Here is a 19,265-nt window from a genome sequence, read left to right on the forward strand (position 1 = left end):
TCAATGCCCATCATTCGTCTTGCTCAATCCAAATGGATCGTCGTGCGGCAGATCGTCCGTTGAATGACCGTAGCGCAAATCTAAAAGCTTTTTGACGCCATCGAAGTCGGGAGTCTGTCGGTGGACCTCAAGTCCCCAAGCCCTTAGTGCCGCCACCGCAACGATCTTCTTTTGAAAGAAAACACGATCGCGGGTAAACTCTCCTAATTCAAACTTTGGATCGCTCGCCTGTTCAGCACGGTAAATGCGATCTTTCATCGCCGCTTCGAGAAGGCGCACATCCATCCCCCGCGACGCGGCTTCAACTTGAAACTGAGTAACTATGCTGCTGATAATCCCCAAGATCTGCCAATCTAGAAATCCCTCTACCCGCAGCTCTTGAATCAATTCTCTACAGCGCGGGTCGGCAAGAAGGCTAGGAAGGGTGACCTCGATCGAGCGTTGGCTTACCTCGTATCGATTTCGCAAAAACTCTTCCGCACGCTCGCGCGAGTACCCAGGTCCTGGCAAGACGGGCCAACTCAGCTCCCGGGCCTCAATCGGCGCCAGATAAGCCTGTATCGGTTGACGGGCGGTATTGCTTAGCGCGGTCCACGGAATGCCTGCCGGTTGCGCAAACGCTAACAACTCACGAATTGGGCGGACAGAGAAAAAACGAGCTGACATGCCACGGGCAAAGCGCTCTTCAGTCAACTCTTTAAAGCGAGAGAATGGTAGCGCCGTGGCTTGTCCCAATATGGTAATCGCTATCGCAGCAAGTTCAAACGATTGATCGTCGACTTGATCATGAGCGTATTCCGCTGGCATGATTACTCGCCAGGCCAGCCTCCCGTTGTCTGGTAGCTGCTGAACCTTAGGGCGCTGTACCGCTGAGATTTCGACCTCAATTGTCGCATTTGAGGGAATAACAACTAGATCAGTATCAGCAAACTCGACTTGAGCGAGTTGCAAGATCGCGGCAATCTCACAAACAGCCAACCAATGTTCGGGCGACGGGGTAGCCGTTACCGTCCAAACAATACCAAGTGCGGACCAGGTTGCTGCTCTGGGGCCCACGTCACTAAATGGGTGTACGCCCAACTCCTCAGCGACCTTCGATTCGACTTCCTCTCGGGACATCTCCGACCAAGGGGGCCGTTCAGAAAGGCTAATAAATGCCTTCTTCTCGCTCTCTGGCAGCGGCCAATTCGATATCGCTTGATCAATAAGCGGAACTAAAGCTGGATCAAGATGTCGCGCGATGCTTCGCAGGATCGTAGCCTGCGCAAACGACGCTTGAACATGCGGGTGCTTTGTCCAATCATGCGGATCTCTTGCAACGGCGTGATGAGCATCGAGAGCCTCCGAAAGTGAATAAAGGTAGGAAATCCCTTCCCCCGTAGCATGGTATGTCTCGGCCAAACGAAAGTACGCAGGGCCAAGCTTGCGCTTTAAGTCCTCGCCTTCATGATTCAATATCAAAAACAACGCACCGGCAGCATAATATCGCGCTGCAAATTGCAGATTAAGCTCTGACAGCGATTCACTAATCACAAGCATGGACAGGATTGAGCCCTCCATGCTCTCTCCCGAAAACCATCCAATCTTTGCTCGCTGCAGTTCGTTGATTGCAGCAATGTATCTTTCCGCTTTGAGGTGAGCGACCGCTCTTCGACGAGCCAAATCAGCAGCGGCTCCAGCGCCTGTCCGCTCAGCGACGAGCAAGTCTACATCGTCCGCAAGGGCACGAAATCTTGGATCAGCGCCAATTATCGGAGTCGCCTGCTCCAGCACTCTCGCGACTTGCTCCACAGGGTAGTACGGCGTCTGCTTGATTTGCTGCACCAAAGCACCCCAAGCGGCAAAAAAGCGATTGGCAAACTCTGGAGCATCCAGCTGCTGCACGAAAGATACCGGGCTGAGCACTGCCTTGGCTTCAAGTAGAACGCAGCGATCAACAATGCGCTTGGCATTTTCTAATGCAGTCTCGAGGATAGTTCGAATCCTGTCACTCCACGACTCTATAGTTTTCGTTGGTATCGAGGTCTGCTGATGGCCCAGCGCCCCCCACGCATAAACGCTGAGAACTGCTGCATCGCGCAACTCAGACGCTGCAGACTCGACGGAAAGATTCGCAAAGTAATTTGTCATAATATCTCGAGCAGGATCCAACGAACCCCTACCACGCAGCTCAGCGACTGAAATTTCGTAACGAGCTTTTTGGACTAAACGATCCGATAGACCGTCAGCCAAGAACTCCCCCATCTGCCTTAGCCACGAAGTGAGATCAGGTTTTGCGCCATCTTCAAATGTGGCAGCCCGCAAACCTTCCTTAATATCAAGAAAGTCGGAGAAATTCTGAGGTCGGTCGCCTTGCACAATCCATCGATCGCGTAGCGATCTATAGCGCTCGTCAGTCGTCTCTTCGGGCCACTTATCCGCGGGCACTGACAAGAACTGCTCCGCGATCCAAAAGGTGTCGCGGTCTGCGAGCATGTCCGCGATTGCCTGCCCGTCGAATATTTCCAGCGTTGCGCCATATTGCTGCTGGCAAAGCGCGAGTATCTCGTGTCGTTTCGCGACTGGGATGTCGGCTTCGCAAAAATAGACGACATGATTGGGTCGCGTACCAGCACCAAAGATTGTTGCAAGATCGCCCTTAATCTTTTCAATTATGCTTTTTTGGAGAGAGCAAGCGCCAACAAGAACGCCCTGACTCGCACGCGTCGCGAAGGTCGACGTACCTATCGTCGAGCCAGCAAGAAACGTTCTATAACTCTCGAAGTCGCGACCTTGATCGCCGCCCGCCTGCACGGGCCCAGTCGCAGGGAGAAGGTTTGAAACTACTCGGATTCTAGCAATCTCGAATGCTAGATTTTCAAACTCATGATGCGCATTGCGGGCGGAGAGCTGCGATAGCTGAAATCTAATGTAAGCCTTAAGCTCTAAGCGATTTCGAGACGGCATACGGCTAGTCTAGCATCGTATTTTGAGGGTCCGGTAGTAGCGGCGGGCCAACAGGGCAAGAAAAACCCCGCGTAAGCGGGGCTCTTCAAACTCTCAATTATCCAAGAAGCTCCGCAGCTTCCGCGACCTCGACGGATGCTTCAGCTTCCGCAGCGCCTTCGCTTCGATCTGACGAATACGCTCGCGCGTGACGCTGAATTGCTGGCCGACTTCCTCCAGCGTGTGGTCGGTGTTCATGCCGATGCCGAAGCGCATGCGCAGGACGCGTTCTTCGCGCGGGGTGAGCGATGCGAGGACGCGCGTGGTGGTTTCGCGCAAATTGGACTGGATCGCGGCGTCGATCGGGAGGATCGCGTTCTTGTCCTCGATGAAATCGCCGAGATGCGAATCCTCTTCGTCACCGACCGGCGTCTCCAGCGACAGCGGCTCCTTGGCGATCTTGAGAACCTTGCGGACCTTCTCCAAGGGCATGCCGAGCTTCTCGGCGAGCTCTTCCGGGGTCGGCTCGCGGCCGATCTCGTTGAGCATCTGGCGGGACGTGCGCACGATCTTGTTGATGGTCTCGATCATGTGCACGGGGATGCGGATGGTGCGGGCTTGGTCGGCGATCGAACGCGTGATCGCCTGCCGGATCCACCAAGTGGCGTAGGTCGAGAACTTGTAGCCGCGGCGGTACTCGAACTTGTCGACCGCCTTCATCAGGCCGATGTTGCCTTCCTGGATCAGGTCGAGGAACTGCAGGCCGCGGTTGGTGTACTTCTTGGCGATCGAGATCACGAGACGGAGGTTGGCTTCCACCATCTCCTTCTTGGCCTGGCGGGCCTCGCGCTCGCCCTTCTGCACGGAGTGCACGATCTTGCGGAACTCGACGATCTCGAGGCCGGTCAGCGCGGCGAGCTGATGCACCTCGTGACGGAGGTCCTTGATGCGGTCCTTCTCGTGATGGACGAAGTTCTTCCAGCCTTTCGCCGATAATTTCGAGACGCGGTTGAGCCAGCGCGGGTCGAGCTCCGAGCCGGTGTAGTTGCGCAGAAAATCCTCGCGCGCGACGCCGTGGCTGTCGGCAAGGCGCATCAGGCGGCCCTCATGCGAGACGAGGCGCTTGTTGATGTCGTAGAGCTGCTCGACGAGGCTGTCGATACGCGCCTGGTTGAGGCGCAGCGACTTCACCTCGACGATGATCTCGTCTTTCAGCTTCTTGTACTTGCGCTCCTGGTGCGGCGAGAGCGACTCGTTCTGGAGCTGGTTCTGGATGTCCTGCTCCTGAAGCTTACGCAGCTTCTTGTAGCTGTCGGCGATGCGGTCGAAGATCTCGACCACCTTCGGCTTGAGCTCGGCCTCGATCGCCGCGAGCGACATCTGGTTCTCGAACTCGTCGTCGTCCATGTCGGATTCGGCCGCGGCCTCGCCCGGATCCTTCTCCTCGCCCTCGGGGGCGGCTGCAGGCGCGGCGCGGAACGGGGTCGGCGACGGGGGCGCCGCGGGCGGGGCGACATGGGCGGGCGCGGCTGCAGACGCCGTGGCTTCGCCGCTCTCGGCGGGCGCTTCGCTGCCCTCGCCATTGGGACCTGCGATCATCGCAGCGTTCATGCCGCCCTTGGCGTCCGGGCCGGCATAGGTGGCTTCGAGATCGATGATGTCGCGGAGGAAGATCTTGCCTTCGTTGAGCTCGTCGCGCCAGATGATGATGGCCTGGAACGTCAGCGGGCTTTCGCAGAGGCCCGCGATCATCGCCTCGCGGCCGGCCTCGATTCGCTTCGCAATCGCGATTTCGCCTTCGCGGGACAGCAGCTCGACCGTGCCCATCTCGCGCAGATACATGCGCACGGGATCGTCGGTGCGCTCGCCCGGCTCGCTCTTCTTGACCTCGGTGACGGCCTTCTGGGTGACCTCGACGAGCTCGTTATCGGTCTCGTCGTCGCCCTCGTCCTTCTCTTCCTCGCCTTCGGTGTCGTCGGCTTCGGTGACGTTGATGCCCATGTCCGAGAGCATCGACATGATGTCCTCGATCTGTTCGGGCGAGGTCTGGTCGGACGGCAAGACTTCGTTGAGCTGATCGAAGGTCACGAAGCCGCGCTTCTTGGCCTGCTTGATCATCTTCTTCACGGCCGCATCGGACAGGTCGAGCAAGGGCGAGGGCGCGTCCTGGGAATCCTTCTCCGGCGCATCCGCTGCCTTGTCGTCTTTTTCCTTGTCCTTCGCCTGCAGCGTCTTTGCCTTGGTGGCCATCCATTGCTCCTAAACGCGCTTCATGCGAGACGCATGCCCGCGCCTTCGCGTGAATTCACATGAACCTGTTGCTCGACGCTCTCGCTTCGGCAGCTCTCGACACGGAAAGGGCGGCGCACAAACCTCTCGCCACCCCCAACTCTCTCTCGCCGGAATTGCCTAACGCTTCGTCAGCCTCTTTGTCGCGGCGGATGCAGGTGTAGTGCCAACAGCGATTGCGCGGATTCATTCCTGACGCGTCTGTTATGCCTGCGGCCGCCTCTGGGCCAAAGTGCTACAAGACCGTTAAGCCTCGATTAACCCTGTTTTTGCCGCCAAACCTAGGATTTGGCGAGTCTTTTAGCGGTTCCAGCCGTGGCCGTCCGCATGATTCTTTCATCACATGCTCTTCTGGAGCCGGCCCGACAGCTCGCCAAAACCCTCGATCAGGGCCTCGGTACCGTCGACTTCCCCTATCCGAGCCTTGACGTCACGCAGCCACGCCAAATTGGCCTCGCTGGGATCCTCCCCCAAGGCCAGCTCGGCGTCTTTCAGCTCTCTAAGTAGTGAATGCCATTGCCGATGCAAGGCAACCAGCTGGTGCCAAGTGGCAAGAACGTCGTCCCGCGCCGCGCCCTCGCGGGCGGCCCACACCGCCTGGGTCGTGATGACATTCTCAACCCTTTGAAGAGTTTGAGAAAATCCGCCCTTTGCGAGGTCGCCGCGCATCTTTTCGGCCTGCTCGCCGGGGTCCGGCGAATGGTGATGGTCGTTGGCGAAGGCGGCGATGATGGCGGCCCGGAGCTTGTGGGCCTCCGGATGGGCCAGCTCCAGGGCGGCGACCTCCTCCAAATGCTCGTGCAGCAGCCAGGGGTGGTTGATCAGGGATTGCAGGATCAGCGCCTCCCGGCGGGAGATGGCGCTGCGCTGGCCCCGCAGGATCGGGCTTGCCGCCAGCTGCGGGCTCGCTGCCTGGTAGGGGCCGGAGGGCAGCGGGGTCGGACCCGGGGCGCCGCGACGGCCGCCGAACCCTTGTCCGCCGAATCGATTCGCCCCGCCCCGCGGCTGGAACGGGCGGCCGCCACCGGGGCGGAAATTGCCCCGGCCGCCAAAGCCGCGCCCGCCTTCGGGCGCGAAGGTGCGCTGCAGCCGCTCGACGAATTCGTCGCGATAATAGCGCCGCACCACCTCGTCGCGGATGCCGCCCGTGAGCTCCCTGATGCGGGCTTCAAGCGCGGCGCGCCGCTCGGGCGTTGCGAAATTGCCGCCCTCGAGCTCGCGCGACCAGATCATGTCGGCGAGCGGACGGGCAGCGCCGATCACCTCCTCGATCGCACCGCGCCCGCCGGAGCGCACGAGATCGTCGGGGTCCTGCCCTTCCGGCAGCAGCGCAAAGCGAAGACTCTTGCCGGGCGCGAGGAACGGCAAGGCAAGGTCCGCAGCACGATACGCCGCCTTCTGTCCGGCGCGGTCGCCGTCGAAGCAGAGGATCGGCTCGTCCGCCATCTTCCAGAGCAGCGCGAGCTGGCTCTCGGTGAGTGCGGTGCCGAGCGGCGCGACGCTGCCGGCAAAGCCGGCGGTGACCATGGCGATGACGTCGACATAGCCTTCGACCACGATCAGCGGGCTGCCGTCATGGGTGGCTTTGCGCGCAGTCTGGTGATTGTAGAGATTGTCGCCCTTATGGAAGAGCGGCGTCTCCGGCGAGTTCAGGTACTTGGCCGGAACGTCCTTCTCCAGCGCACGCCCGCCGAAGGCGATGACACGGCCGCGCAGATCGGTGATCGGAAACATCACGCGATCGCGGAAGCGATCGTAGGGAACGGGGATGTCGTCGCCGCCGATCAACAGGCCGGTCTCGATCATGTCCTCGACGGAGACGCCGAGCTTGCCGAGATGCTCCTTCAGCGCGAAGCGATCGGGCGGGGCATAGCCGAGGCGGAACTGCAATTGCGTCGCCGGCGAGATGGCGCGGTCGGCGAGATAGCCGCGCGCCTTCGCGCCCACGCGCGAGGCCAGCGTCTCGGCGAAGAATTTCGCCGCGAGATCCATCACGTCATGCAGCGAGCGCCGCCGCTGCTCCTCGCGCGCGGCGTTGGGCGTCACCGCCGGCAGCGGCAGGCCCGCCATGTTGGCGAGCCGCTCCACGGCTTCCGCGAACGGCAGGCCGTCGGTCTCCATTACGAAGGTGATGATGTCGCCGTGCTTGCCCGAGGAGAAGTCGTGATAAAAGCCCTTCTGGTCGTTGACGTAGAAGGACGGCGTCTTCTCCTGCTGGAACGGCGACAGCCCCTTCCACTCGCGCCCCGCCTTCTTCAGCTTGACGCGCTTGCCCACGACCTCGGAGACCGAAAGCCGGGCACGAAGCTCGTCGAGGAACTGGGGTGTGAAGCGCATGGGGCGAGTTTAGCCGAGCGTTTGAGTCGGGCGAAGGATCAGGGATATAGGGACGGCGGGCCTAAAAGTCAGGTTTGTCGGGCTTATGCGCGCTGTTCACAGCCCTCTCCGTCATTCCGGGGCGCGAGCCCGGAATCCATTGCGCCGCCGGAATGCGGGGAGAAATGGATTCCGGGCTCGCGCTTCGCGCGCCCCGGAATGACCGCATAGAGCACTTGAACCGCGCCCGGTTCCACGCTTCCATACCGCCATGTTCAGGACCTTTCGGGGCGGCCAGACCGGGGGTTGGCGGGTGACCTCGCTCTCGCCTGTGACGGGCGAGTCCCTGCCCTTCGTGCCGGCGCTGTCGGTGACCGACAGCGAGGCCGTCTCGTTGCCGCTGGTGCCCTCGCGCAATGCCTGGCGGCTGGTCGGCGTCGCCAGCAGCCTGCGCTACACCGAAAGGCCTGAGAAGCAGCAGCTCGTCGCCGTGCAGGCCGGCCTCGGCCGGCTGGAGGCCACCAGCGCGGCGCTGATTCCGATCCGCAAATCGCAGGCCTGGTGGGAGCTGACCCAGGAAGAGCGCCGCAAGATTTTCGAGGACAAGTCGCACCACATTGCCAGCAGTCTTCGTTTTCTGCCCGCGATCGCGCGCCAGCTCTATCATTGCCGTGATCTCGGCGGCCCCTTCGATTTCCTGACTTGGTTCGAATTCGCGCCCGCGAACGCCTCGCTGTTCGAGGAGCTGGTGGCGATGCTGCGGCGGACCGAGGAATGGACCTATGTCGAGCGCGAGGTCGACGTGCGCGTGGTGAAGGAAGTGCTGTCGGCTTGAAAGCGGGATGGCTTTAGTCTGGATCGATTGCCGCGGCTCGCTCACCTCTCCCGCTTGCGGGAGAGGTCGGCGCGAAGCGCCGGGTGAGGGCTTTCTCCTCTTGGGGATTGTCCCATTGCGGAAGCACCCTCTCCCCAGCCCTCTCCCGCAAGCGTGAGAGGGAGCCCACCTCCGTCGTTGCAACAATCGAACCTAATTTCATCAAGCCTTTAATGCTCCAGGAAGCGCCCGGATGCGATGCGCGGCAGATCGGTGACGGGCCAATTGTAGACGTAGGTCCAGGCCTTCCCGGTGGCGCCGTCGGGCAGCGTCACCTCGATCATCTGTCGCAGATATTCCGTCGGCTCGGGAAAGCCCTCGCCGCAGGCCTCGTACATGTCGAGTTCGCGCAGGAGCTCGTCCGGCACGCGCAGCTGAAACAACTCGCCATGGACGATGTCGGTCGGCGCCTCGGAGAGCAGCAATCCCGGATAGTGCTTCACCAGAACGAGCCGGCCGCGGCAGGTGGCTTCACTGATGAATTCCGCATGGCCGGCGAGCAGCCGCGCCATGGGGTGGTCGAAGCCGCGCATCAGGGTGCCGTAAACGAAAAGTCTATCCGAGCTCATGCCGTTCCAACGTTGCGGCATCGGTGCGATACCGCTACTCCGTTTACACAGTTTGTCATTCCATAGGCAAATCAGGATGGCTTTGGACATAGCCGACGCAACCGACCAGCTGCTCGGCGAGGGCGACATTCCGCCCGTGCATGAGGTGAATACGGCAGGCACATCGCCGTTCCTGCTCACCGCGGACCATTACGGACGGGTGCTGCCGCGCGCGCTCGGCGATCTCGGCGTCGCGGACCGCGATCTCGACAGGCACATCGCGTGGGACATCGGCATCGCCGGCGTCGCCGAGCGGCTCACCGAGATGCTCGATGCGCAGCTGATCGCGCAGCGCTATTCGCGCCTGGTGATCGACTGCAACCGACCGCCGGGCGTTGCAAGCTCGATTCCCGTGATCTCCGAGGCGACCGCCATTCCCGGCAATGAGGATCTGTCGGCCGTGGCCAAGGAGATGCGCCGGCGCGAGATCTTCGATCCCTATCACGGCCGGATTGGCGCGGCGATCGATGCGCGCATCAGGGCGGGCAGGCCGACAGTGCTGGTGGCGCTGCACAGCTTCACGCCGGTCTTTTACGGCGAGCCGCGGCCCTGGCACATCGGCACGCTCTATCACCGCGACACCGTGCTGCCGCGGCTGATGCTGCAGCATTTGCGGGGCGAGAGCGCGCTCGTCGTCGGCGACAACCAGCCTTATGCGGTGAGCGACATCACCGACTACACGATTCCAATCCACGGCGAGGCGCGCGGCCTCGTCAACACCGGCATCGAGATCCGCCAGGACCTGATCGCCGAGGAGAGCGGCCAGCAGCAATGGGCCGAGCGGCTGGCGCGGATCCTGCGCGAGATCGAGGCCGCGCTACGCGAGCAGGGAATGAGTTAAGCGGTCACTTCGCCCGCGTCAGTGCCAGCCAGATGCCGCCGCCGATCATGAAGCCGCCTGAGATGCGCGACACCATTCGCGTGCGCCGCGCCGAGAAGAATTTTCGGGCGCGCCCGGCGGCAATCGCGTAGAGCGCGTCGGTCATCACCGCCGTCACCATGAAGGTGGCACCCAGCAGCGCGACCTGCGGGAAATGCGGCTGGCTCATGTCCATGAATTGCGGGATGAAAGCGCCGAAGAACACCAGCACCTTGGGGTTCGACAGCAGCACCAGGAATCCCTGCAGGAAGAAGCCGCCGCGCGGCGGCGGAGGCGGCGCGTCGACATCGACGCCTTCGACCGGCTCCCAGATCAGCTTGATGCCGAGCCAGATCAGATATGCGGCGCCGGCAAAGCGCACCCAGTCGAACCAGTAGCCCATGGTCGCCATCAGCGAGGTCAGGCCGATCGCAACGATGCCGATGACGATGGCAAGCCCGGCCTGCGCGCCGGCCACGTTGATGAGCGCCGCACGCGTGCCGTGGCGCAGGCCATTGGCGATGACGAGGGTGACGATCGGCCCCGGCAGCAGCGCCAGCGCAATGCAGGCGGCGACGAAGGCGAGGTAGGCTTGCATGGACATCATGGGAGGACTCGCTGCGGTTCGGGCGCATTAATGCATGGCCCAAGCTGGAACGGAAGTCGTGTGAGCCGTTCCATCTTGACACGCAACCATTTGGTTGCCTATTCTCACCGCCATGGATGAGGTCTTCAAGGCGCTCGCGGATAGCTCGCGACGTTCGCTGCTCGACAGGCTTCACGCCAGGAACGGCCAGACACTGAACGAGCTCTGCGAGGGGCTTGCGATGACGCGACAGGCCGTCACCAAGCACCTTGCCATCCTGGAGGAAGCGAACCTCATCACCACCATCAGGCATGGACGCGAGAAGCTGCACTACCTCAACCTGGTGCCGATCCATCAGATCGGCGAACGTTGGATCAGGAAGTTCGAACGCAGCAGGCTCGCCGCGCTCAACGAGCTGAAACGTCAGTTGGAGAACGGCAACGAGTGAGTCCGCTCAACGAAGGATTTGATGAACGATGAACCTCGATCAATTCAAGCCGCTGATCGTCTACACCATCTACATCGCCTCGACGCCGGAGAAGGTGTGGGAGGCGCTGACGTCCGCCGAGTTCAGCCGCAAATATTTTTCCGGCTTTGCGGTGGAGATGGAGCCGAAGCTCGGCGGCAGTTTCGTCGTGCATGCGCCCGACGGCTCCGAGCACATCCGCGGTGAAGTGTTCGAATACGATCCGCCGAGGAGGCTGACGGTGAGCTGGAACGTCAATTGGCCGGACCTCGTGGAAAAGCTCGGCACCACCATTGTTACCTACGAGATCGAGCAGGCCGGCGAAGCCGTCCGTCTCACCCTGAGCCAACGCCACGACCGCGAGCTCAGCGACGACATCCTTTCCGGCGGCCGCACCGGCTGGCCCGCGATCCTCTCCGGATTGAAGAGCCTGCTGGAGACCGGCAAGGCGCCGCATATCGAGATGTCCCCGCCGGTGCGGCTGCTGGAGGCGCTGAAGGCGATGGGGATCAAGGTGCCTTGAGCGAGGCAATCTCCGCTGTCGTCCCGGGGCGCGCGAAGCGCGAGCCCGGGACCCATAACCACAGGATGAAGTTTGGCGAAGACTCGTGGTTACGACTTCGCGCCCCAACTTCTCCCTGGGGTTATGGGCCCCCCCGCCTTCGCGGGGGCGACGGCCTACACCGGCGCCACCAACCGGCGGTACAGGTGCCATGTCGCATGCCCGAGCACCGGCAGCGTGACCACCAGCCCGAGAAAATAGGGCAGCGCCGAGACGATCAACAGCATCACGATCAATGCGGCCCACGAGATCATCGGCAGCGGGCTCGTCACCACCGCGCGCACGCTCGTCACCATGGCCGTGACGAAATCGACCTCGCGATCGAGCAGCAGCGGGAACGACACCACGGTCAGCGAGAACAGGATCAGCGACAGCACGGCCCCGACCGCGTTGCCGATGGCCAGGAACAAGAGGCCCTCGCTGGTCGTCAGCACCACCGTCATGAACTCCTGCAAGCTCGAGAACGAGGCGTTGAGGCCGAGCAGCAGCGCGATCAGGAGCCGCACCTGGTACATCCAGACCACGAACACGAACAACGTCACGAAGGCCATCCAGCCGATCTCGCTGCGCGAGCGGATCGCGGACCAGATCGCAGCGAACGAGACCGGCTTGCCGCGCTCGCGGCGCCGGCTGACTTCGTAGAGGCCGATCGCAACGAACGGTCCGATCAGCGCAAAACCGGCAGCGAGGGGATAGACCAGGTAGACCATGCCGAGGGCGTGAGACAGAGCATGATGACGATGCCGCCGGCGGCATAGAGCGCGCCGAAGCAGAGACCGTAGAGCGGCAGCGCCTGGAAATCGCGCAGGCCCAGGGCCAGCGCCTCGGCGATGTCGACCGCCGCCACGGGACGCACCACCGGATCGACCTTGCCCGAGATGGACATCAGCTTCCTCCGCAGATCGGCGCGATCTTCGTCGCGCGCATACCGCGATATTAGCGCCGCCGCGCGGCGGCGCAACTTGATGCCGGCCGGCGCGAAGGGTGGCAGCGAAAAGACGATGCTCGCACGGCGAAATCGTTAGCCTTTCGCGCGATTTTGCACCGACCGCTATGGACGGGGCAGATGATCGTGCCGCAAATTGCACCTCAGAATACCGTCGCCCGAGAGCCGATCGCCCACCGATGAGCCTGCGTACCCGGTTACTTATCCTCGTCATCGCGGCCATGCTCGTGCCGGCGATTCTGGTCGGGCTGCGCTTCGTGCAGAACCGGACGAGCGAGATCGACGCGGCGCTGGCAAATCTCGCCGCATCCGCCGACGACATCGCCAGCGATCTCGGCGAGAAGATCCAGGGGACTGCCCAGCTTCATTACGGGCTCGCCCGTGCCCGCGACCTCGACACGCGCGACAAGGCGGCATGCTCGGCGTTTCTGTCGGACGTCCGCGAGGAATATCCGCAGTTCACGGGTATCCTGACCATCGATCCCGACGGCAGGCTGTTCTGCGACTCGCTGCGGACCAACCGCACGCTCGACCTGAACGACCGCGGCTATTTCAAAGAGGTCAAGACTCTTCACGGCCTCGTCGCGGTGGAACCGGTGTTCGGCCGCCTCACCGGACTGTCGGTGCTGCAGATCGCCTATCCGGTGCGATCGGATACAGGCGCGCTGAAATTCGTGCTGTTGGCGTCCTTCAACCTGAACAAATTCGCGGAGTTTCACGACAAGCGGCTGCTCGCCGAGAAGGACATCCTGCTCGTCGACGCCAAGGGCACGGTCCTGGCCGCCCCCAAGCGCGGCGGCTGGAGCGTACCCATCGGCGGCTCCATTGCGGGCTCCGACCTGTTCCGCTTCGCGGCAGATCCCGACGGCGAACCATTCCGGGAGATCGCCGATCACGACGGCCGCACGCAGATCTGGGGCGTTGCCCGCTCGCCCGCGATCCGCAAGGCCGGACTCTATATCTTGGTGGGGCGGTCCAAGGACGGACTGATCGCGGCAGCGAACCGCCGGCTTTACGAGGACATGGCGATCCTGGCGGTCGCCTCGCTGCTGCTCCTCGCCGGCCTCTGGATCCTCACGACGGTGAGCATCGGACGGCAAGTCGGGCGGCTCGCCGCCATGGCGAAGAGCCTGGGGCACGGCGATCTCAGCGCGCGCATTCCGGAGCCCCACCCGGGGGGCGAGCTCGGCGGGTTGATGACGCTGCTCAACAGCACGGCCGAATCGCTCGAGCAGCAGCGCGCCGCCATTGCCGATCTCAGCCACAAGCTCAGCCAGTCGCAGAAGATGGAAGCCATGGGCCAGCTCACGGGCGGCGTGGCGCACGATTTCAACAATCTCCTGACCGTCATTCTCGGCAATTCCGAGCACCTCGCCGACAGGCTTGCGGGCAACGAGGAATTGCGCCGGATCGCCGACGACATTGCGACCGCCGCCGAACGGGGTTCCGACCTGACGCGGAGCCTGCTCGCCTTCGCGCGCAAGCAGCCGCTGCGGCCGCGCGAGATCGACATCGCCGAGCAGGTGACCGGCATGAAGCAGCTTCTGCAGCGGACCCTGGGCGAGCATATCGAATCCAGCTTCACGTTCGCACCGGATCTCTGGCTCGCCAGCGTCGATCCCGGCCAATTGGCGACGGCCGTGCTCAACCTCGTGCTCAACGCGCGCGACGCGATGCCTGACGGCGGCAAGCTGATGGTCGAGGTGCGGAATGCATCGCTCCGTGAATCCGACCTCGACGTCAACGGCGAGCCGCGGCCCGGCGACTACGTCATGCTGGCCGTGAAGGATACCGGGTCCGGCATGAGCAGCGAGGTGTTGCAGCGCGCGTTCGAGCCGTTCTTCACCACCAAGGAGGTCGGCAAGGGGACCGGCCTTGGCCTCAGCATGGTCTACGGGTTTGCGCAGCAATCCGGCGGACTCGTGCAGATGCAGTCCGAACCGGGTCAAGGCAGCGTGGTCCGGCTGTTCTTTCCTCGCCTGCCGACGTCGTCGAGCGAGGAGCCGTCGCCGCCAGCGCGTGTCGCCGCACCCGAGGGATACGAGACGATTCTCGTCGTCGAGGACGACGACATGGTGCGCGCCTATGTCGAGAACGAGCTGAAAGCGCTCGGCTACCGCGTCATCACGACGGCAAACGGACCCGCGGCGCTCGACGTGCTGCGCCAGTCCGCGGACATCCAGCTGCTGTTCACCGACGTCGTGATGCCCGGCGGCATGTTCGGGCCGGAGCTGGCGAGGCAGGCTGTTCAACTGCGGCCCGGTCTCAAGGTGCTCTTCACGTCCGGCTACAGTCAGGATCCGGTCAAGACGCCCGAGGGGATCGACGCGCGCATTCTGACCAAGCCGTTCCGGCGCAAGGAGCTCGCCGCGATGCTGCGCGCGGCCCTTGCGGAGCCGCCGCGCTAAAGCGCGATGCGGTTAGGATGAATCGTCATCGCGCTTTAGATTGTTGTTTGAGCATGATCTGTTCGGAAAACCGCTTCACACTTTTCCGGATCATGCTCTAGATCAGGACGCGATCGTGAGCTGCAGCGCCACTGCGATATTGGCCGCGAACAGAGCCGCGTCGATGACGAAGATCCGGAGCATCGGACCCTTCAACACCGGCCAATAGGCCACCCCGACGCGGCCACCGCGCATCAGCACCGGGACGTTATAGGCGAATTGGCTGAAATGGCAGGCGGCAAAGAACAGGAACAGCGCGAGTTGCGCTTCGACCGGCTGGAAGAAGGACGGACGGGCGGCCAGGAGATAGAGCGACAAGAGCCCAATCGGCAGATTCATGCCGCCGAGGAACGCGACACTTGCCGCAAGGGTCGGCGCGATCGGATTGCTGCGCTCCTCCCGCGGCAGCAGGATCTTCAACGTGTTGGTTTGCGCGATGCTGAACTGGATGAACGCGCCCACGAACCAGAGCGCGTTGAGAAGCAGGACGATATCCGAAAATCGCATGGTCATTTCCCGTAGAAGGCTTCGCTGCGCACCACACGGCCCGCATCGTCGAAGTCCATGAATTCGCTGGCGCGCGTATCGCCCAATTGCCACCACACCGTCAGTCGCGCGATCGCCTCGTCCCAGCTCCAGTCCAGGATCTTCAGGTCGGCGCTTTCGATGTGGCCGTAGGCTTTCCGCCAGTAGGCGCGAATGTTCTCGGCGCCGGTGACGGTCGGAGACCCCGTCAGGGTGAGCGCGAGAGGGCTGCGCATCTGCGCATCGTCGGCAAAATGGGCGACGACAGCGTCGATGTCCACTTTGCACCAGTTCGCGCACCATGCCGCGACGAAGCTTGCGGCGGCCGCGCGGTCCATTGCCTGTCCGCTCACGACACGGATCCTCCCTTCCCTTGTGGCCAGGAAGGTGGCAAAACGCGCGCCTCATGTCAACTATGTTGACTTGAGATTTCGGTCAGTTGTTGTCGGCGATCGCCTCCATCACGCCGATCCATCCCGCCGCACCGCTCGCCCCGACGCGCGCGAACGCCTCGCGCATGACCTGGCGCTCGCGGTCCGAGGCGCGTTGCTCGATGCGCCGCCCCGCTTCCGTCAGGCGCAGCAATTTCGAGCGGTGCTGTTCCGGCGCACGCTTCGACGTCAAGAGCTTGCGCTCGAGGAGCAGATTGAGCGGCCGGTTGAGGGCCTGCTTGGAAATGCCGAGGATCTCGATCAGCGCGCCGATGGCGATATCGGGCCGGCGCGCCACCACGTAGAGGATGCGATGGTGCGGACGCGACAGGCCCTGCTTGGCCAGATATGCGTCGGCCTCAAGCGTCATGCCGCGCCAGCCGTAATACATGAGCTCCAGCGCCGTATCGAGCTCGTGCAGCTTTGCAAGCGAGGCGCGGTGAAGCCCCGCGGCTTGAACCGTCTTTGCCATGATTGGAAGCTAGCCTCTCGCCCGCAGCTCGCGGCGCAGCACCTTGCCGGTCGCCGTCATCGGCAGCGTCGCCGTGAATTCGACGAAGCGCGGATATTCGTGCGCGGCAAGCTGCACCTTGACGAAGTCCTGAATCTCGCGCGCGAGCGCGTCGCTGCCGGCAAAGCCCGGACGCAGCACGATCCAGGCCTTGATCGATTCGGTACGGATCGGATCGGGAATGCCGACCACCGCAGCCATGGCCACCGACGGATGTTTCATCAGCGTGTGCTCGATCTCGGAAGGGCCGACGCGGTAGCCGGCGGTGGTGATGACGTCGTCCTCGCGGCTGACGTACCAGAAATAGCCGTCCTCGTCCTGCACTCCGAGATCGCCGGTGAGCAGGAAGTCGCCGGCATATTTCTTCGCGGTCGCCTCCGGATTGCGCCAATATTCGAGCATGGTGACGGGGCACGGCTGGCGCACGCCGATGATGCCGCGCTGACCCCGCGGCAATTCCTCGCCCTTGTCGTTGACGATGCGGACATCGAAGCCCGGCGTCGCCTTGCCCATCGAACCCGGGCGGATCGGAAACAGGTTCGCATTGCTGCCGATCACGAGGTTGCACTCGGTCTGGCCGAACACCTCATGCGCGTCGACACCAAACGTCTCGCGCACCCAGCCGAGCAATTCACCCCCGAGCGATTCACCCCCGGTGAAGATGCTGCGTAGCTTGACGCCGGAATGCTTGACGCCGGCCTGCCGCATCAGCTTCAGCGCCGTCGGCGGCAGGAAGACGTTGCGGACGGCAAGATCGGCCATCATCTGCATCGCCGCCTGCGGCTCGAATTTCCGCGCGCGATGGCCGACCAGGGGAATGCCGTGGTACCAGAACGCGAGCAGACCGTTGATGAGCCCGCCGATCCAGGCCCAATCCGCCGGCGTCCACATGAGATCGCCGGGCCTGGGCAAGAAGTTGTGGCACATCTCCACGTTCGGCAGATGGCCGAGCACGACACGATGCGCATGCAGCGCGCCCTTCGGGTTACCCGTCGTGCCCGACGTGTAGATGATCAGGGCGGGATCGTCGGCCGAGGTGTCCGCGCGCGTGAAGTCGGGCGAAGCGGCCTTCACCGCATCCCAGAACGATGTCGTGCGGGCGGGCACGCGTGCGCCGACGATGTAAACGTTGCTCAGCTCCGGCAGGCGGTCGCGGATCTTGGACAGCTTTTCCCAGCCGGCTTCGTCGGTGACGATCGCCTTGGCCTGCGAATTCGACAGACGGAATTCCAGCGCGTCCTCGCCGAACAGGGCGAACAGCGGGATCGAGATCAGGGCCGAGCGAAACGCCGCCATATGCACGATCGGCAATTCCACCGACTGCGACAGGAACACCGCGACGCGGTCGCCGCGGACAAGCCCGTCCGCCTTCAGCACATTGGCGAAGCGGCGCGACATCTCCGCGATCTCGTCGAAGGTGGTGCTGGTGGTGGCGCCGGTGTCGTCGACATAGATCAGCGCAAGCCGGCCGGTGCCGTCGGCATGGCGATCGCAGCACGCTTCCGCGATGTTGAAGCGCGCGGGGATATCCCAACGGAAGTTGCGGACGAGTTCGTCGTAGGTTGCGGCTTCGGTCAGCATGGTATGGTCGTTTCCGGTGTCTTGTTATTATCGTTCAGTCTAGGGCCGCGGGCGCACGGGACAAGTCCCTCGCCGTCATTCCGGGGCGCCCGAAGGGCGAGCCCGGAATCCATCGGGCCACAGGAAACGCCGCTTGATGGATTCCGGGTTCGACGCTAGCGCGTCGCCCCGGAATGACAGCGGAAGCTACCGCACCGTTGCGAAGAACTTCCGGACATCGCGCACGAACAGCTCCGGCTGCTCGAATGCCGCGAAGTGACCGCCCTTCTCCATCTCGCTCCAATGCGTGATGGCATGGAAGTTCGGCTCCATCCAGCGCCGCACCGGCGTGATGATCTCCTTTGGAAACACCGCGACGCCCGTCGGGACCTTCACCACCGGCGTGGTGCGGCGCTTGCCAAAGCTCTCCCAATAGAGCCGCGCCGACGAGGTCGCCGTCTGCGTCGCCCAATAGAGCGTGACGTTGTCGAGCAGCTCGTCCTTGCTGAAGATGTTTTCGGGGTGGCCATTGCAATCGGTCCAGGCCCAGAACTTTTCCAGGATCCAGGCCGCCTGTCCGCTCGGCGAATCCGTCAGGCCATAACCGAGCGTCTGCGGCCGCGTCGATTGCTGCTTGGAGTAGCCGGAATCGAGATCGACATAATGCTTGAGGCCCACCAGCGCCCGTTTCTCTTCTGGCGTCGGCTCGCCCTCGACCTTCGGCGCCGCGTTGAATGCGAGCGTGATGTGGATGCCGGCGCAATGAATGGGGTCCTGCGCGCCGAGCGAGGTCGTCACCGCCGAGCCCCAGTCGCCGCCTTGGGCGCCATAACGCGCGTAGCCTAGGCGATCCATCAGCTTGGCCCAGGTCGCGGCAATGCGATCGACGCCCCAGCCCGTGGTCCTTGGCTTACCCGAGAAGCCGAAGCCCGGCAGCGAGGGACAGATCACGTGAAAGGCGTCGGCGGGATTGCCGCCATGCGCGGCAGGATCGGTGAGCGGCGCGATCACCTTCTGGAACTCGACGATGGAGCCGGGCCAACCGTGGGTGATGATCAACGGAAGCGCCGAAGGCTCCTTCGAGCGCGCATGAATGAAGTGGATGTCCAGCCCGTCGATCTCGGTGGTGAACTGCGCGAAGCGATTGAGCTTTGCCTCGCGCGAGCGCCAGTCATACTCGTTGGCCCAACAGGTGCAGATCTCCTGGATCCATTTCAGCGGCGCGCCCTGGCTCCAGTCGTCGACCAGCTCCGCATCCGGCCAGCGCGTGCGGGCGAGGCGTGACTTCAGGTCGGCGAGGATGTCGTCGCCGATGGCGATGCGAAATGGCTTGACGGTGGTCATCGTGCCTCCCCTTGTT

Annotated in this window: 15 protein-coding genes and 1 pseudogene; 5 read left to right on the forward strand and 11 right to left on the reverse strand. The window is 62.9% G+C overall.

The window, feature by feature from the left end; all coding sequences use genetic code 11:
* The 3 genes from ABIA45_RS22570 to dnaG all read right to left on the reverse strand — a co-directional run bounded on the left by ABIA45_RS22570 (position 1) and on the right by dnaG (position 7,551).
* Positions 1 to 2,793 (reverse strand): hypothetical protein, encoded by a 2,793-nt coding sequence (locus ABIA45_RS22570; RefSeq protein WP_404653694.1) that lies wholly within the window; start codon positions 2,791 to 2,793, stop codon positions 1 to 3.
* Positions 2,794 to 3,039: 246 nt separating this feature from the next.
* On the reverse strand, positions 3,040 to 5,175 hold the full coding sequence (gene rpoD, locus ABIA45_RS22575) for an RNA polymerase sigma factor RpoD (RefSeq protein ID WP_404653696.1): 2,136 nt from the start codon (positions 5,173 to 5,175) through the stop codon (positions 3,040 to 3,042).
* 378 nt (positions 5,176 to 5,553) lie between these two features.
* Positions 5,554 to 7,551: a DNA primase gene (gene dnaG, locus ABIA45_RS22580; protein ID WP_404653698.1), complete on the reverse strand. Its 1,998-nt coding sequence runs from the start codon at positions 7,549 to 7,551 to the stop codon at positions 5,554 to 5,556.
* 250 nt (positions 7,552 to 7,801) lie between these two features.
* Between dnaG and ABIA45_RS22585 the strand changes: the two genes are divergently transcribed.
* Positions 7,802 to 8,365 (forward strand): chlorite dismutase family protein, encoded by a 564-nt coding sequence (locus ABIA45_RS22585; RefSeq protein WP_157285031.1) that lies wholly within the window; start codon positions 7,802 to 7,804, stop codon positions 8,363 to 8,365.
* Between the two features lie 209 nt (positions 8,366 to 8,574).
* Here the strand turns inward: ABIA45_RS22585 and ABIA45_RS22590 are convergent, their stop codons facing one another.
* Positions 8,575 to 8,973, reverse strand: a complete 399-nt coding sequence (locus tag ABIA45_RS22590) for a gamma-glutamylcyclotransferase (protein WP_271538887.1) — start codon at positions 8,971 to 8,973, stop codon at positions 8,575 to 8,577.
* 76 nt (positions 8,974 to 9,049) lie between these two features.
* Between ABIA45_RS22590 and ABIA45_RS22595 the strand changes: the two genes are divergently transcribed.
* Positions 9,050 to 9,853 (forward strand): N-formylglutamate amidohydrolase, encoded by an 804-nt coding sequence (locus ABIA45_RS22595; protein ID WP_404653701.1) that lies wholly within the window; start codon positions 9,050 to 9,052, stop codon positions 9,851 to 9,853.
* A gap of 4 nt (positions 9,854 to 9,857) precedes the next feature.
* Here the strand turns inward: ABIA45_RS22595 and ABIA45_RS22600 are convergent, their stop codons facing one another.
* Positions 9,858 to 10,478, reverse strand: coding sequence for a LysE family translocator (locus ABIA45_RS22600; RefSeq protein ID WP_081494564.1), 621 nt, complete (start codon positions 10,476 to 10,478; stop codon positions 9,858 to 9,860).
* A 112-nt stretch (positions 10,479 to 10,590) separates the two neighbouring features.
* On the opposite strand from ABIA45_RS22600, the gene ABIA45_RS22605 reads away from it, so the two are divergent.
* Together ABIA45_RS22605 and ABIA45_RS22610 are read left to right on the forward strand one after the other, a co-directional pair.
* Entirely contained in the window at positions 10,591 to 10,905 is a 315-nt protein-coding gene (locus ABIA45_RS22605; RefSeq protein WP_404655732.1) for an ArsR/SmtB family transcription factor, read from the forward strand.
* A 28-nt stretch (positions 10,906 to 10,933) separates the two neighbouring features.
* A complete protein-coding gene (locus tag ABIA45_RS22610) occupies positions 10,934 to 11,446 on the forward strand; it encodes an SRPBCC family protein (protein ID WP_271538889.1) in 513 nt (170 codons plus the stop codon).
* 155 nt (positions 11,447 to 11,601) lie between these two features.
* Here ABIA45_RS22610 and ABIA45_RS22615 read toward each other — a convergent pair.
* Positions 11,602 to 12,371 (reverse strand): annotated as a pseudogene (locus tag ABIA45_RS22615) (DUF2189 domain-containing protein).
* Between the two features lie 239 nt (positions 12,372 to 12,610).
* On the opposite strand from ABIA45_RS22615, the gene ABIA45_RS22620 reads away from it, so the two are divergent.
* Entirely contained in the window at positions 12,611 to 14,839 is a 2,229-nt protein-coding gene (locus ABIA45_RS22620; protein WP_404653703.1) for an ATP-binding protein, read from the forward strand.
* A 102-nt stretch (positions 14,840 to 14,941) separates the two neighbouring features.
* Here the strand turns inward: ABIA45_RS22620 and ABIA45_RS22625 are convergent, their stop codons facing one another.
* From ABIA45_RS22625 to ABIA45_RS22645, 5 genes are all read right to left on the reverse strand, one after another.
* Positions 14,942 to 15,385: a hypothetical protein gene (locus ABIA45_RS22625; protein WP_404653705.1), complete on the reverse strand. Its 444-nt coding sequence runs from the start codon at positions 15,383 to 15,385 to the stop codon at positions 14,942 to 14,944.
* Between the two features lie 2 nt (positions 15,386 to 15,387).
* On the reverse strand, positions 15,388 to 15,741 hold the full coding sequence (locus ABIA45_RS22630; protein ID WP_036009556.1) for a nuclear transport factor 2 family protein: 354 nt from the start codon (positions 15,739 to 15,741) through the stop codon (positions 15,388 to 15,390).
* Positions 15,742 to 15,838: 97 nt separating this feature from the next.
* Complete coding sequence (locus tag ABIA45_RS22635; protein WP_404653707.1) at positions 15,839 to 16,306, reverse strand: MarR family winged helix-turn-helix transcriptional regulator; 468 nt, start codon at positions 16,304 to 16,306, stop codon at positions 15,839 to 15,841.
* Between the two features lie 9 nt (positions 16,307 to 16,315).
* Positions 16,316 to 17,926 carry an AMP-binding protein gene (locus ABIA45_RS22640; RefSeq protein WP_404653709.1) on the reverse strand — a complete coding sequence of 537 codons (1,611 nt, stop codon included), beginning with the start codon at positions 17,924 to 17,926 and terminating at the stop codon, positions 16,316 to 16,318.
* A 186-nt stretch (positions 17,927 to 18,112) separates the two neighbouring features.
* Positions 18,113 to 19,249, reverse strand: coding sequence for an epoxide hydrolase family protein (locus ABIA45_RS22645; protein ID WP_271538901.1), 1,137 nt, complete (start codon positions 19,247 to 19,249; stop codon positions 18,113 to 18,115).
* Positions 19,250 to 19,265 lie beyond the last annotated feature (16 nt).

Source organism: Bradyrhizobium sp. USDA 336 (genome assembly GCF_044908355.1).
In the GTDB taxonomy this organism is placed as follows: domain Bacteria; phylum Pseudomonadota; class Alphaproteobacteria; order Rhizobiales; family Xanthobacteraceae; genus Bradyrhizobium; species Bradyrhizobium yuanmingense.

What these genes read in the sequence shown, in the direction of transcription:
- ABIA45_RS22625 (WP_404653705.1), bottom strand. Translation starts at nt 15,385, where the DNA reads ATGCGATTTTCGGATATCGTCCTGCTTCTCAACGCGCTCTGGTTCGTG.
- ABIA45_RS22585 (WP_157285031.1), top strand. Translation starts at nt 7,802, where the DNA reads ATGTTCAGGACCTTTCGGGGCGGCCAGACCGGGGGTTGGCGGGTGACC.
- ABIA45_RS22610 (WP_271538889.1), top strand. Translation starts at nt 10,934, where the DNA reads ATGAACCTCGATCAATTCAAGCCGCTGATCGTCTACACCATCTACATC.
- dnaG (WP_404653698.1), bottom strand. Translation starts at nt 7,551, where the DNA reads ATGCGCTTCACACCCCAGTTCCTCGACGAGCTTCGTGCCCGGCTTTCG.
- ABIA45_RS22590 (WP_271538887.1), bottom strand. Translation starts at nt 8,973, where the DNA reads ATGAGCTCGGATAGACTTTTCGTTTACGGCACCCTGATGCGCGGCTTC.
- ABIA45_RS22635 (WP_404653707.1), bottom strand. Translation starts at nt 16,306, where the DNA reads ATGGCAAAGACGGTTCAAGCCGCGGGGCTTCACCGCGCCTCGCTTGCA.
- ABIA45_RS22605 (WP_404655732.1), top strand. Translation starts at nt 10,591, where the DNA reads ATGGATGAGGTCTTCAAGGCGCTCGCGGATAGCTCGCGACGTTCGCTG.
- ABIA45_RS22620 (WP_404653703.1), top strand. Translation starts at nt 12,611, where the DNA reads ATGAGCCTGCGTACCCGGTTACTTATCCTCGTCATCGCGGCCATGCTC.
- ABIA45_RS22600 (WP_081494564.1), bottom strand. Translation starts at nt 10,478, where the DNA reads ATGATGTCCATGCAAGCCTACCTCGCCTTCGTCGCCGCCTGCATTGCG.
- ABIA45_RS22595 (WP_404653701.1), top strand. Translation starts at nt 9,050, where the DNA reads ATGGCTTTGGACATAGCCGACGCAACCGACCAGCTGCTCGGCGAGGGC.
- ABIA45_RS22645 (WP_271538901.1), bottom strand. Translation starts at nt 19,249, where the DNA reads ATGACCACCGTCAAGCCATTTCGCATCGCCATCGGCGACGACATCCTC.
- ABIA45_RS22640 (WP_404653709.1), bottom strand. Translation starts at nt 17,926, where the DNA reads ATGCTGACCGAAGCCGCAACCTACGACGAACTCGTCCGCAACTTCCGT.
- ABIA45_RS22630 (WP_036009556.1), bottom strand. Translation starts at nt 15,741, where the DNA reads ATGGACCGCGCGGCCGCCGCAAGCTTCGTCGCGGCATGGTGCGCGAAC.
- rpoD (WP_404653696.1), bottom strand. Translation starts at nt 5,175, where the DNA reads ATGGCCACCAAGGCAAAGACGCTGCAGGCGAAGGACAAGGAAAAAGAC.